This window comes from Enterobacter sp. BNK-8, from assembly GCF_048685095.1.
GTDB classification, from domain to species: Bacteria; Pseudomonadota; Gammaproteobacteria; order Enterobacterales; family Enterobacteriaceae; genus Enterobacter; species Enterobacter quasiroggenkampii.
The window spans coordinates 2,051,937-2,065,918 of the sequence record NZ_JBLQTN010000001.1 but is presented as its reverse complement, the minus strand read 5'-3'; the positions used below and the strand labels follow the sequence as shown (position 1 = coordinate 2,065,918).

Genomic DNA, 13,982 nt, shown 5'->3' with positions numbered 1-13,982 from the left:
CTTACGCCCTGTGCGCCACGCGCTCGCCCAGCAGGCCAGCCGGACGGAAGACCAACACCAGGATTAGCACCATAAAGGCAAAGACATCCTGATAGTTGCTGCCAAATACGCCATGGGTCAGTTCACCCAGGTAACCTGCGCCCAGCGCTTCGATAATGCCGAGCAGGATGCCGCCAATCATGGCGCCACGAATGTTACCAATGCCCCCCAGCACGGCGGCGGTAAAGGCCTTGATCCCGGGCAAAAAGCCCATCGAGAAGCTGGCGTTACCGTAATTGCTGGCCATCATCACGCCTGCCAGCGCGGCAAACACGCCGCCAATGGCAAACGTCAGGGTGATGATGGCGTTTGGGTTAACCCCCATCAGCGTGGCCACGCGTGGGTTTTCCGCCACGGCGCGCATGCCGCGCCCCAGACGGGTGTATTCCACCAGCAGCCACAGGCCGGTCATCACAGCCAGCGCCAGCGCCACGGTGACAATGCCGGTAACGGTCACGATGGCGGGCGGGTGCGTTTCACTTCCAGACGTCACGGCAATCGGATCCATGGGCAGGATCTGCGGGAACATCAGCGGGTTGCGCGTCCAGATAATCATCGCCACGGTTTGCAGCAGGACGGAGACGCCGATACCCGAGATAAGCGGCGCGAGCCGGGGGCGTTGCGCAGTCGACGGTAGGCAAAGCGTTCCACGGCCATCGCCAGCACGGCGCAAACGGCCATGGCAATCATCAGGGCCATGCCAAGCTGCAACAGCAGCGGCATATGCGGGAAGGTGGTGTTCAGGGCGTTCATGGCGGAGAGCGTGGTGAGCGCGCCGACCATCAGAATATCGCCGTGGGCAAAGTTAATAATGCGCAAAATGCCATACACCATGGTATAGCCCAGCGCGATCAGCGCGTAGATGCTTCCCAGCATCACACCGTTGATCAGTTGTTGTATGAGTGTATCCAACGTCTGTACCCGCAAAGTGCTCGTTCTGCGGCTACCATCCAATAAATGAATTAAATTGTAAAATACGCATCTATTATTTCTTATGATAAATAAATATTGTTTTATCTTTATGATTTATATGAAAATAGTTTATGCCTGCTTTTGGGTGAAAAGCCTAAAGAAATCAACATATGAATAAAACAGAACAATTGGCGAATCTGGCGGCGTATGCAGAAAGCCGCCTGGCAAACGATCCGCCGCTTCGGGCCGTACGTGCCTTTGAGGCCATCGCCCGGCTGGGCAGCGTCACGCTGGCCGCACAGGAGCTGAATATCTCTCCGTCGGCCGTCAGCCATCAGCTCAAGGTGCTCGAAGGATACCTGCAAATGCCGCTCACGGAACGTCAGGGGCGCAGGCTGGTGCTGAGCCAGCACGGGCGGGAATATTACCGCTCGATCCGTGCGGCCTTTAACGTGCTGCGCCAGGCGACGGAGCACCTGGCGGAGCAGGCGCAAACGCGTCAGGTCACCATCAGCCTGATCCCGCTTTTTGGTATGGGGTGGTTTATCCCACGTTTGCCTGCGTTTATGCGCGCCAATCCCCAAACCGAGATCAACGTGGTGTATGCCAACCACCGTAACTATCTGAGCGACGCGTCGGATATGTCGATTCGTTTTGGCAACGGGCAGTGGGCGGGCTATCAGAGTGAAAAGCTGATTTCCGGTCAGATGGTGCCGGTGTGCAGCCGTGCGTTTTTACGCATTCATGGCCATATCGATACGCCTGAGCAGTTGCTGCAAATGCCGCTCCTGCACGATGAAGAGCGCACGAGCTGGACGCAGTGGTTTTTGTTGCAGGGGGTAAAACGTCCTCTCCGGCGCAGCGGCCCGCTGTTTGAAGACGGACTGTTGACGCTGGCGGGCGTACAGGCTGGTCTGGGCTGTGCGCTAATGCGTGAGCCGCTGATTGCGCCGTATCTTGAGAGCGGCGAGCTGGTGAAGATCTTTGACCTACCGATTGATGACGGACGCGATTATTACCTCTGCGTGCGTTCAGATTCAGAGATGACCGAGGACGGCAAGCTGCTGCAAACCTGGCTGCGTCGGGCGGCGGGCCAGGAATAAGCGCCCCGAATAGAAAAAAGGCCAGCGATAATCGCCGGCCTTTTGTCCTGACACATCTTAGAACTGGTAGGTCAGACCTACAGCAACGATGTTGTCGGTAGCCACTTTAGCATCTTTGGTGAACTTGCTGTCATCAACAAGGTTGATTTTGTAATCAACGTAGGTAGACATGTTTTTGTTGAAGTAGTAGCTCGCGCCAACGTCAACGTATTCAACCAGATCCTGGTCGCCGTAAGAACCGATGTCTTTACCTTTGGATTTCAGATAAGCGATGGATGGACGCAGACCGAAGTCGAACTGGTACTGAGCCACAACTTCGAAGTTCTGTGCTTTGTTCGCCACGTGACCGTTACCGAATGCCGTCATGTTGCGGGTTTCAGAGTAAGTGGTTGCCAGGTAGATGTTGTTGGCATCGTACTTCAGACCTGCAGCCCATACTTCTGCGTTCTCACCACCTGCATTCAGGTTGCTTGCAGCACGAACCTGACGGTCAGTACGGTCAGATTTCGCGTAGGCTGCACTTGCAGCAAATCCATCAAACTCATAGCTGGAAGACAGACCCCAGCCGTCACCGTTGGATTCGGTGATATCGGTACGGTCGTTTTTACCCTGGTACTGTGCTGCAAAGTTCAGACCATCAACCAGGCCAAAGAAGTCGGTGTTACGGTAGGTTGCAACGCCAGTGGTACGGCCAGTCATAAAGCCATCGGTCTGGGTCCAGGTATCGCCGCCGAACTCTGGCAGAACGTCAGTCCATGCGCCGACGTCGTAAGCAACACCGTAGTTACGACCATAGTCGAAAGAACCGAATTCGTTGAATTTCAGACCTGCAAACGCCAGACGCGTTTTGTTACCGTCAGAACCCTGAGCTTCGGAGCGGTTGCCCTTGAACTCATATTCCCACTGGCCGTAACCGGTCATCTGGTCGTTAATCTGCGTTTCGCCTTTGAAGCCCAGACGAACGTAAGTTTTGTCGCCGTCGTTGTTTGTATCATCTGAGAAATAGTGCAGACCTGTCACTTTACCGTACAGATCCAGCTTGTTACCGTCTTTGTTGTAAATTTCGGCAGCGTTAACAACGCCTGCTGCCAGCATGGAAGTGACTGCCACTGCAACTAATTTAAGTTTCATCTTAAATGTTCCTTATAATTTTTTTGGGTATTTCCTGAACCACTTTGAACGATTTCTAAACGAGGCTGTTCGTCAATGGCATGCTATTCTTAAAAATCTCGTAGTCTTATTTCAATAATAAGTTTCAAAATATTAGAGATAATTTCAATTAGTGTGATCTCGATCGTGTGGGAAGGGTGATATTCAAACAATATGAGCGGAATTTATACGATTAATATGTATTTAATGCGTGGGATTATTGCTGTCGCTATAATTTCTGAAGGTTTTAGTATCGTGCGTTAGATTTCGGTATGTTCGAGGGGCTGAGGCGGGTTCTATTACTTTTTTTCTTTAAAATTAGTGGGTTGGTCTGAATATTCGACGGCTATTCCGCATATTTCAATAAATGTGTCAGATCTGAATTATTGCAGTCATGGCTATCCATGGCGTTAATATTGATGGTTGACTAATTTCATGTCGTTGTCAGTTTATGTCAATTCCTTTCAGGGGGCTTTACAGATAACAGCAAATATAAACCGAATTTAAACAGACTGTCTGTTATCAGAATAAATATTCTGAAGTGCGATCACATTTTAAATTTATGTTAATTATGTTGCCGGGTTGATATTCCCCCGGCCACGGGAGAAAACCTTATTTTCGCGTTGCGTACCAGCAGAGCAACGACCCGGCGCAGACCATCAGCGCGCCTTGCCAGAACGAGAATGAAAGGGGGGAGCTTAACACTGCGGCAGCAAGCGCAGCAGAGAGTACGGGGGTAAAATAGGACACGGCAGCCAGCACCGTGACGTTACCGTGCAGGATACCAATATTCCATGCGGCGTAACCAAACCCAAGCGCAATGCCGCACATAACGAGCTTCACCACCACCGGGAGGGTAAACACCATGTCGGGCTGATCGCTCAGGGCATATTTCACCCACAGACTAAGCGCGGTCAGCAAGACAAACAGGGTGATGCCGTTTTGTCCTTTCGCAAATTTGCTGGTGACCGTGCAATAGGCGGCCCAGATAAAGGCCCCGGCAAACGCCAGCGCATAGCTGAGAGGGCTGGAAACGACATTGCGGGTTATTTCTTCAAGGTGTAATCCTTCTTCGCCGCCCAATACCCAGCAGACGCCCAGCAGCGAAATGACCAGGCCTGGGATCACCCACAGGGTAGATTTTTGCCCGTTGAACAAAATCGCAAATACGATCGTCAGGCTCGGCCAGAGGTAATTCACCATACCGACTTCAATCGCCTGCGCGCGCGTGGCGGCATAGCCCAGCGACAGCGCCAGGCATATTTCGTAGCTGACAAATAAAACGCTGCCCGCAATAAGATACCGCGGCGAGAACCGTCTGATATCAGGAAATCCTACCGTCACCAGGCACAGCAATCCGCTGAGGGTATAGATCATCGCCGCACCGCCTACCGGGCCCAGTCCCTCACTCACGCTGCGAATAAGGCCGACCATGGTGCTCCATAACAATATCGCCGCCAGCCCAATAAGCGTTGCTCTCTTTCTGTCCATTACTTCGCCATCGCAATAAAAATCAAAGGAAAAATGTATCGCATTACGCCTGTCGCTGTCGTGAATTATTCTCTTAAGCCGTTAATCAAAAAGGGGTAATGAAATATTGCGGGGGTGACTATTAAGGGGGGGAAGACAGATGACCTTGATTTGACGCAAAAAAATCAGGGGCTTTGCTGTTAGTTTGCGGCGCGAAGTCTTTTCAGATAACGAGGACAACAATGGACGTCAGCCGCAGACAATTTTTTAAAATCTGCGCGGGCGGTATGGCCGGAACAACAGCCGCAATGCTGGGATTTGCTCCCAAAATGGCGCTGGCTCAGGCACGCAACTATAAGCTGCTGCGCGCGAAAGAGATCCGTAACACCTGCACATACTGCTCCGTGGGTTGTGGGCTTTTAATGTATAGCCTGGGCGATGGCGCGAAGAACGCCAGAGAAGCGATTTACCACATTGAAGGGGATCCGGATCATCCGGTGAGCCGCGGGGCGCTTTGCCCGAAAGGGGCGGGGCTGCTGGACTACGTTCACAGCGAAAACCGCCTGCGCTACCCGGAATATCGCGCGCCGGGTTCTGATAAATGGCAGCGTATCTCCTGGGATGAGGCCTTCTCCCGTATTGCAAAATTAATGAAAGCCGACCGCGACGCCAACTTTATTGAAAAGAACGCGCAGGGCGTGACGGTCAATCGCTGGCTGACCACCGGCATGTTATGTGCCTCGGCGGCCAGTAATGAAACCGGCATGCTGACGCAAAAATTTGTGCGCTCTCTCGGCATGCTGGCGGTAGACAACCAGGCGCGCGTCTGACACGGACCAACGGTAGCAAGTCTTGCTCCAACATTTGGTCGCGGTGCGATGACCAACCACTGGGTTGATATCAAAAATGCGAACGTCGTGGTGGTGATGGGTGGTAACGCCGCTGAAGCCCATCCGGTGGGGTTCCGCTGGGCGATGGAAGCGAAAAACAACAATGATGCGACGCTTATCGTTGTCGATCCGCGCTTTACGCGTACGGCATCGGTGGCCGATATCTATGCGCCAATCCGCTCCGGTACGGACATCACGTTCCTGTCCGGTGTGCTGCTGTACCTGATCGAAAACAACAAAATTAACGCGGAATACGTTAAGCACTACACCAACGCGAACCTGCTGGTGCGGGATGACTTTGCCTTCGATGACGGACTGTTTAGTGGCTATGACGCCGAAAAACGCCAGTACGATAAAACGTCCTGGAACTATCAGTTCGATGAAAACGGCTATGCGATGCGGGATGAAACCCTGACGCACCCGCGCTGCGTGTGGAACCTGCTGAAACAGCATGTTTCCCGCTATACGCCGGACGTTGTGGAAAACATCTGCGGCACGCCGAAAGCGGACTTCCTGAAGGTGTGTGAGGTGCTGGCCTCCACCAGCGCCGCCGACAGAACCACCACGTTCCTGTACGCGCTGGGCTGGACGCAGCACACCGTCGGCGCGCAGAACATCCGCACCATGGCGATGATCCAGTTGCTGCTCGGCAACATGGGCATGGCCGGGGGCGGCGTGAACGCGCTGCGGGGGCACTCCAACATTCAGGGGCTGACCGACCTCGGACTGCTCTCGACCAGCCTGCCGGGCTACCTGACGCTGCCGTCTGAAAAGCAGACGGATCTGCAAAGCTATCTGGCGGAGAACACGCCAAAAGCGACGCTGCCGGACCAGGTGAACTACTGGAGCAACTATCCGAAGTTCTACGTCAGCCTGATGAAATCCTTCTACGGCGATGCGGCGCAGAAAGAGAACGACTGGGGCTTTGAGTGGCTGCCGAAGTGGGATCAGGCTTATGACGTCATCAAGTATTTCAACATGATGGATAAGGGCGACGTCACGGGATATATCTGCCAGGGCTTCAACCCGGTGGCCTCCTTCCCGGACAAGAACAAAGTCGTTCGCAGCCTGAGCAAGCTGAAGTACATGGTCGTTATCGATCCGCTGGTGACCGAGACCTCCACCTTCTGGCAGAACCACGGGGAATCAAACGATGTCGATCCGGCCTCGATTCAGACCGAAGTGTTCCGCCTGCCGTCCACCTGTTTTGCGGAAGAGGATGGCTCCATTGCCAACTCCGGCCGCTGGCTGCAGTGGCACTGGAAAGGTCAGGACGCACCGGGTGAAGCGCGTAACGACGGCGAGATCCTGGCCGGGATTTACCACCGCCTGCGCGAAATGTACCGCACCGAAGGCGGCAAAGGCGCGGAGCCGCTGCTGAAGATGAGCTGGCGCTACAAGCAGCCGGATCGTCCCGAGTCTGAAGAAGTCGCGAAAGAGAACAACGGCGTGGCGCTGGCGGATCTGTATGACGCGAGCGGCAATCTGGTGGCGAAGAAAGGTCAGTTGCTGAACAGCTTCGCGCTGCTGCGCGACGACGGCTCCACGGCCTCTTCCTGCTGGATCTACACCGGCAGCTGGACCGAGCAGGGTAACCAGATGGCCAACCGCGATAACGCTGATCCGTCAGGTCTGGGCAACACCCTGGGCTGGGCATGGGCGTGGCCGCTGAACCGTCGCGTGCTGTACAACCGCGCGTCGGCGGACATCAACGGTAAGCCGTGGGATCCGAAGCGCATGCTGATCCAGTGGAACGGGGCAAAATGGACGGGGAACGATATCCCGGACTACAGCACCGCCGCACCGGGCAGCAACACCGGGCCGTTTATCATGCAGCCGGAAGGGCTGGGGCGCCTGTTTGCGCTCAACAAGCTGGCGGAAGGGCCGTTCCCGGAGCACTACGAGCCGATGGAAACGCCGCTGGGGACAAACCCGCTGCACCCGAACGTGGTCTCCAGTCCGGTGGTGCGTATCTACGAAGACGACGCGCTGCGTCTGGGCAAAAAGGACAAATTCCCGTACGTGGGGACGACCTACCGCCTGACCGAGCATTTTCATACCTGGACCAAGCACGCGCGGCTTAACGCCATCGCGCAGCCGGAACAGTTTGTGGAGATAAGCGAAACGCTGGCGAAGGCGAAAGGCATTGCCAACGGCGATCGCGTGAAGGTGAGCAGCAAGCGCGGGTTTATTCGCGCGGTGGCGGTGGTCACCCGCCGCCTGCAGTCGCTGAACGTGCACGGCCAGCAGGTGGAAACCGTCGGCATCCCGCTGCACTGGGGCTTTGAAGGGGTGGCGCAGAAAGGCTACATCGCTAATACCCTGACGCCAAACGTCGGCGATTCTAACTCGCAAACGCCGGAGTACAAAGCGTTTCTGGTCAACATCGAGAAAGCGTAAGGAGCGATTAAATGGCGATGGAAACACAAGACATTATTAAACGCTCCGCGACGAACCCGATTACCCCCGCGCCTCGCGCGCGGGACTACAAGGCAGAAGTCGCCAAGCTTATCGACGTCTCTTCCTGCGTGGGCTGTAAGGCCTGCCAGGTGGCCTGTTCGGAGTGGAACGACATTCGCGACGAGGTGGGGCACTGCGTAGGGGTTTACGATAATCCGGCGGATCTGAGCGCCAAATCCTGGACGGTGATGCGTTTTAGTGAAACCGACCAGAACGGCAAGCTGGAGTGGCTGATCCGCAAAGACGGCTGCATGCACTGTGAAGATCCTGGCTGTCTGAAGGCGTGCCCGTCTGCCGGGGCCATTATCCAGTATGCCAACGGGATCGTTGATTTCCAGCAGGACAACTGCATCGGCTGCGGCTACTGCATCGCGGGCTGTCCGTTTAATATTCCGCGCCTCAATAAAGAGGATAACCGGGTATACAAATGTACCCTGTGCGTGGACCGCGTCAGCGTCGGTCAGGAACCAGCCTGCGTGAAGACCTGTCCCACCGGGGCGATCCACTTCGGCACCAAAAAAGAGATGCTGGAGGTGGCGCAGCAGCGCGTCGATAAGCTCAAAGCGCGGGGCTACAACAAAGCGGGCATTTACAACCCGCAGGGCGTGGGCGGTACGCACGTGATGTATGTGCTGCACCATAGCGACCAGCCGGAGCTGTACCACAACCTGCCGAAGGATCCGGCGATCGACACCTCCATCAACCTGTGGAAAGGGGCGCTTAAACCGCTCTCAGCGGCCGGCTTTATCGCCACCTTTGCCGGGCTGATCTATCACTACATCGGTATCGGGCCAAACAAAGAGGTGGATGACGACGAGGAGGAGCATCATGAGTAAGTCGAAAATGATAGTGCGCACCAAATTTGTCGATCGCGCCTGTCACTGGACGGTGGTGATCTGCTTCTTCCTGGTGGCGGTATCGGGAATTTCGTTCTTCTTCCCGACGCTGCAGTGGCTGACCGAAACCTTCGGTACGCCGCAGATGGGGCGCATTCTGCACCCGTTCTTCGGCGTGCTGATTTTCGTGGTGCTGATGTTTATGTTCGTGCGCTTCGTCCATCACAATATTCCTGACAAGCAGGATATCCCGTGGGTGAAAGGGATTGTCGAAGTCCTGAAGGGTAACGAGCACAAAGTCGCGAAGGTCGGGAAATACAACGCCGGGCAGAAGATGATGTTCTGGACCATCATGAGCATGATTTTTGTGCTGCTGGTGACCGGCGTGATGATCTGGCGTCCGTATTTTGCGCATTATTTCCCGATTCAGGTGGTGCGTTACGCGCTGCTTATCCACGCGACGTCGGCCATCATCCTGATTCATGCCATCCTGATCCATATGTATATGGCGTTCTGGGTGAAAGGGTCAATCAAAGGGATGATTGAAGGGAAGGTGAGCCGCCGCTGGGCGCAGAAACACCACCCGCGCTGGTACCGTGATGTGGAGCGACTGGAAGCAAAACAGGAAAGTACGGAAGGGATGAAGTAAGACCTGCGCCGTCGGCTTTGCCCGGCGGCGCTGCGCTTGCGCGGGCCTACTCTTCAAATCAGAACCGCTCCTCCACATACCGGAACGGATATTTTGTGGGTTTGACTTTGCCGATTTTGCGTTTCGGTAAATCCACTTTCTCAACATGTATTTCTTTATACGGGATCTGCGAAAGCAAATGCGAAATAATGTTCAGTCGCACGCGTTTTTTATCCTCTGAACGCGCCACAAACCACGGCGCCCAGGCGGTATCGGTGGCTTCAAACATGGCGTCGCGGGCGCGGGTGTACTCGTCCCACAGGTTAAAGGATTTAATATCCATCGGCGACAGCTTCCAGATCTTACGCCCATCGTTAATACGGTCGCGCAGGCGTCGCTCCTGCTCTTTCGGCGTCACCTCCAGCCAGTACTTCAGCAGGATAATCCCGGCATCGACCATTGCTTTTTCCATGACTGGCGCGCCGTCCAAAAATTTCTCCGCCTGTTCCTCCGTGCAGAACCCCATCACCCGCTCCACGCCCGCGCGGTTATACCAGCTGCGATCGAAGATCACGATTTCACCCGCTGAGGGCAGGTGGGGCACATAGCGCTGGAAGTAGAGCTGGCTTTTTTCCTTTTCAGTCGGCGCAGGGAGCGCAACAACGCGAAACACGCGCGGGCTGACGCGCTCGGTGATCGCTTTAATGGTGCCGCCTTTGCCGGCACCGTCGCGTCCTTCAAAAACAATACACACTTTTAACCCTTTGGCGACGACCCATTGCTGGAGCTTAACCAGTTCGACGTGCAGGCGGCGGAGCTCTTTCTCATACTCTTTGGTCTTAAGCGGTGCATTCGTTACGACATCAACAGCGACAGGGGTTTTCTTTTTGCTTCCCATGATTGTCATCCTCAGGTTGTCCGGTGCGGAAAAAGCGAGGCCGCACTATGAAGTGTAATCCACCTGATATTATGCGTATTGTTTTTAGGTAATTAATGTCACGACACTTTTTTCAGATACTGAGGTATGCACGAAGGTGCTAAGCACCTGTTCCTCTATTAGAATGCCGCGGATGCAATAAAATTAGCACTTTTAATTCCTCATGCTATGTGTGGTTAATGTGATAATTTCATTCTTATTTACTTAAAGGAACTAAGAATGAGTTGGAATAAAGAAGCCGCAGTTTCGTATCTCCGTTCACACGCTCTGGGGCGCTCTCACAGTGAATGTGCTAAGTTTACCCGCCTGGCCATTCTGGCTGGCGGTGTTAAGGTAGCGAACACAGATTATGCAAAAGATTATGGGGTTGAATTATTACGCGCAGGATTCAGTGAGCTGCCGCCCGGTTCAACGTTAATTTCTGGCGATGTAGCTGTTATACAGCCCTACCCTGGTGGAAATGGCATAGGTCATATGACTATGTATGACGGTACGCAGTGGATTTCTGATTTTATTCAAAAAAGCATGTATCCGGGGCCTGGGTACCGCAAAATGCAACCATCATTTAAAATTTACAGGATGCACTGATGAAAAGAATATTTTTATCATTCGTTTTGTTGCTGGTGGGATGCAGTTCGGCTACCAATCAACATCATAGCGCGCAAGACGCTACCGAATCATTTTATAAATCCTATCTTTCCGTATTCGGCAGCGATGAAACCAGGCCTTATCCTGCCGACGAACTACGTAAATATGTTTCTGCTGATACGATTGCTCGCATTAATACCATTCAGGAAATTTCTGAACAAGAGTTAATTGAGTCTGACTATTTTACGTATACCCAAGATTATTCTCGTGAATGGATACCTGCGTTACGAGTGGAAAACGCCAGGGAATTTTTAAACGGTGAAGTAGTCCAGGTCATTGAAGGGGTGGGTAACGGGAGAAGCATCCATCTTGAGGTATTTCTTCGTCGTGAAGATGATGCATGGAAAATCTACCGCGTTCGTGACATAACGAACAATCATGAGCATCCTATTTTCAATGCTGGTGCTATTACACGCGCTAAAGCAGCGGCAGAGAGCGCACTGTAAAACCAGACCTTGAACCCTTTCCAGCCCTGACACCTGCCGGGGCTTTTTGTTTGCCACTCCCACCGCGTAGCAGTTGGAGAAAACTCCTGAATCAATGGATTAACCTGTCAGCCAGCTGATTTGAACTGGCTCACCATACAAGATTATTCAATAATGCCCGTTGCGAGTGATTAACCCGTGGTTGAGGTATGAAAAAGACAATATTTTCGTTGGCGCTTGGCACATTTGGCCTGGGCATGGCTGAATTTGGCATTATGGGCGTGTTAACCGAGCTGGCGCGTGACACCGGTATTTCGATTCCCTCCGCCGGGAATATGATCTCGTTTTATGCCTTCGGCGTGGTGATTGGCGCCCCGATTGTGGCGCTGTTCTCAGGCAAGTTCTCGTTAAAAACCACGCTGCTGTTTCTGGTTGCCCTGTGCGCGGTCGGGAACGCTCTGTTTACGTTTTCTACGTCATATTTCTGGCTGGCGACCGGGCGCCTGATTTCTGGTTTTCCTCACGGCGCGATTTTCGGCGTCGGGGCGATTATTCTGTCTAAAATTGCGCCGCCGGGGAAGGTGACGGCTGCGGTGGCCGGGATGATCGCCGGGATGACCGTCGCCAATCTCGTTGGCGTCCCGCTCGGCACCTGGCTGGGACACCAGTTCAACTGGCGTTATACCTTTTTCCTGATCGCCCTGTTCGATGCGCTGGTGATCCTCTCGGTGCTGATCTGGGTACCGGACATCCATGACAAATCAGAAATTAAACTGACCGAGCAGTTCCAGTTCCTGAAGAAACCGGAGCCCTGGCTGATTTTTGCCGCCACGATGTTTGGCAATGCTGGTGTATTCGCGTGGTTCAGCTTCGTTAAACCGTTTATGGTCAACGTTTCTGGCTTCTCCGAAGGCATGATGACCATCATCATGATGTTGATGGGCCTTGGCATGGTGTTGGGCAATCTGTTGAGCGGCAAACTCTCGGGACGCTTTAGCCCGCTGCGCATTGCGGCCACCACCGACATGGTGATTGTTGCCTCGCTGTTGCTGCTTTTCGCCTGCGGTGAACTGAAAACGGCCTCGCTAATCACGGGCTTTATCTGCTGCGCCGGGCTGTTCGCGCTCTCTGCGCCGCTGCAAATCCTCCTTCTGCAAAATGCGAAGGGCGGCGAGATGCTGGGGGCGGCCGGAGGGCAGATGGCGTTTAATCTCGGCAGTGCTATCGGGGCGTACTTTGGCGGGATGATGATTACCCTCGGCTTTAGCTGGCGCTACGTCACGCTGCCTGCGGCGTTACTCTCGTTCTCGGCCATGAGTGCATTACTGATCTACGGTTATCTGCGGGCCAGACAGGCTCAGGCTAACGCTCGCGCGCTAGCCTGATTGAAGTCAGGCAATCCAGGGCTCGCCCAGAGTCAGCATCAGGCGGTTGGCCCAGGCGAAGAACGCGGCGGACTGCACCAGATCAAGCTGGGCTAAGGTGTCCAGCCCCTCTTTTTCCAGCGCGGCAAGGTGCAGCGGCGTGGCGGCAGGCGGGGTTACCGACAGCGCTGCCGCAAAATTAATCTCCGCCTGCCAGCGCGCAGATTGCCCCTCGCTCAGGGATTGTCCCGGACGCACGGCCAGCAGGGCCTCTACCGCCGCGTCATCCTTTGACAGCTGGCTGGCTTTCCGCGCATGGACAGATGCGCAGTAGATGCAGCCGTTAATTTTACTGGCGACCGTTGCGGCCAGCTCGCGCTCGGCGCGCGGCAATCCCCCCGGCGTATAAAAAATCCCTTTATCCGTTAGCGTGCGCTGTTCAAGCACCGGCAGGTTGCGTCCCAGCAGGCGGAAGTAGTCGGAATCGGTGTGGCCAAACTTCGCCAGTACAGCAACCTCGTCATCACGAAAATCCGCCAGCGGTTTGGCGGCGATCCACGGCTCCCAGCCCAGTTCCTGCTGGGTGAAGGCGACGGGAGCCGCCTTTCCGGTGGCCGTGGTGGCGGTCGTGTGCCAGACGCCTGCCGCCACCGGCGCATCGCTTGTGGCGACAGGCCTGTCGTTCAGCAGCCGCAGCCCGGCAATCAGTCGGCTCTGGAAGCTGACAAAGGCGATAAGCTGCGCCAGAGTCACGATGCCTTCCTTGCTCCATCCCGCCTGGGTCAGCGCCCTTAACGATGTCGGCGTGGCTTCGACGGGGGAGAAGGTCAGCAGGCGCGCGAAATTGAGCGCCGGGGTCAGACGGTCTGAGGTCGGGTCTGCCAGGCCAAACCCCGCATAGTGCGCGGCCAGCGCCTCCGCGTTGTGCCACCTCGCAACTTTTGCCGCGACGGCGAAGCGCTCGTCCAGCGCAAAATCGCTATTCTGCTGAGTGAATAAGATTTCGTAGCTGCCCTGTGCGTGGCGCGTGGCGGCGTCCCGCGTGGCGCGCGCCTCTGCCAGAGGGGAACCGGGTTTAATTTCCGCCAGCTCGGCGAGAATGTCGTGACTTAATGACATAG

At 54.8% G+C, this 13,982-nt stretch carries 11 protein-coding genes and 1 pseudogene; 7 read left to right on the top strand and 5 right to left on the bottom strand.

Going from position 1 to position 13,982, the window contains the following annotated elements; all coding sequences use genetic code 11:
- Position 1 precedes the first annotated feature (1 nt).
- A pseudogene (locus ACMGGU_RS09925) lies at positions 2-951 on the bottom strand (branched-chain amino acid ABC transporter permease).
- A gap of 170 nt (positions 952-1,121) precedes the next feature.
- On the opposite strand from ACMGGU_RS09925, the gene ACMGGU_RS09920 reads away from it, so the two are divergent.
- The gene (locus ACMGGU_RS09920; RefSeq protein ID WP_090392483.1) at positions 1,122-2,054 is read left to right on the top strand and encodes a LysR substrate-binding domain-containing protein; all 933 of its coding nucleotides are present in this window, start codon (positions 1,122-1,124) and stop codon (positions 2,052-2,054) included.
- 57 nt (positions 2,055-2,111) lie between these two features.
- Here the strand turns inward: ACMGGU_RS09920 and ompC are convergent, their stop codons facing one another.
- On the bottom strand, positions 2,112-3,185 hold the full coding sequence (gene ompC / locus ACMGGU_RS09915; RefSeq protein ID WP_021240201.1) for a porin OmpC: 1,074 nt from the start codon (positions 3,183-3,185) through the stop codon (positions 2,112-2,114).
- Between the two features lie 630 nt (positions 3,186-3,815).
- A complete protein-coding gene (yddG, locus tag ACMGGU_RS09910; RefSeq protein ID WP_008501732.1) occupies positions 3,816-4,694 on the bottom strand; it encodes an aromatic amino acid DMT transporter YddG in 879 nt (292 codons plus the stop codon).
- 221 nt (positions 4,695-4,915) lie between these two features.
- On the opposite strand from yddG, the gene fdnG reads away from it, so the two are divergent.
- From fdnG to fdnI, 3 genes are read left to right on the top strand one after another with little or no spacing between them, the layout of a single operon-like run.
- The gene (gene fdnG, locus ACMGGU_RS09905) at positions 4,916-7,963 is read left to right on the top strand and encodes a formate dehydrogenase-N subunit alpha (RefSeq protein ID WP_420300493.1); all 3,048 of its coding nucleotides are present in this window, start codon (positions 4,916-4,918) and stop codon (positions 7,961-7,963) included.
- 11 nt (positions 7,964-7,974) lie between these two features.
- Positions 7,975-8,859, top strand: a complete 885-nt coding sequence (gene fdxH, locus ACMGGU_RS09900; RefSeq protein WP_045908794.1) for a formate dehydrogenase subunit beta — start codon at positions 7,975-7,977, stop codon at positions 8,857-8,859.
- Positions 8,852-9,508, top strand: coding sequence for a formate dehydrogenase-N subunit gamma (gene fdnI / locus ACMGGU_RS09895; protein ID WP_025910984.1), 657 nt, complete (start codon positions 8,852-8,854; stop codon positions 9,506-9,508). Before fdxH ends, fdnI begins: the two co-directional genes overlap by 8 nt.
- Positions 9,509-9,566: 58 nt before the next feature.
- Here fdnI and ppk2 read toward each other — a convergent pair whose 3' ends face one another.
- Positions 9,567-10,385 carry a polyphosphate kinase 2 gene (gene ppk2 / locus ACMGGU_RS09890; protein ID WP_069719172.1) on the bottom strand — a complete coding sequence of 273 codons (819 nt, stop codon included), beginning with the start codon at positions 10,383-10,385 and terminating at the stop codon, positions 9,567-9,569.
- A gap of 258 nt (positions 10,386-10,643) precedes the next feature.
- Here ppk2 and ACMGGU_RS09885 point away from each other — a divergent pair, with 258 nt between their 5' ends.
- The 3 genes from ACMGGU_RS09885 to araJ all read left to right on the top strand — a co-directional run bounded on the left by ACMGGU_RS09885 (position 10,644) and on the right by araJ (position 12,882).
- Positions 10,644-11,012: a hypothetical protein gene (locus tag ACMGGU_RS09885; protein WP_229225925.1), complete on the top strand. Its 369-nt coding sequence runs from the start codon at positions 10,644-10,646 to the stop codon at positions 11,010-11,012.
- On the top strand, positions 11,012-11,518 hold the full coding sequence (locus ACMGGU_RS09880) for a YbjP/YqhG family protein (RefSeq protein ID WP_420300492.1): 507 nt from the start codon (positions 11,012-11,014) through the stop codon (positions 11,516-11,518). The genes ACMGGU_RS09885 and ACMGGU_RS09880 overlap by 1 nt, the downstream gene beginning before the upstream one ends.
- A gap of 188 nt (positions 11,519-11,706) precedes the next feature.
- Positions 11,707-12,882: an MFS transporter AraJ gene (gene araJ / locus ACMGGU_RS09875; protein WP_395299320.1), complete on the top strand. Its 1,176-nt coding sequence runs from the start codon at positions 11,707-11,709 to the stop codon at positions 12,880-12,882.
- A gap of 6 nt (positions 12,883-12,888) precedes the next feature.
- Here the strand turns inward: araJ and ACMGGU_RS09870 are convergent, their stop codons facing one another.
- Positions 12,889-13,980, bottom strand: a complete 1,092-nt coding sequence (locus ACMGGU_RS09870) for an alkylhydroperoxidase domain protein (protein WP_223539027.1) — start codon at positions 13,978-13,980, stop codon at positions 12,889-12,891.
- Between the last annotated feature and the right edge of the window lie 2 nt (positions 13,981-13,982).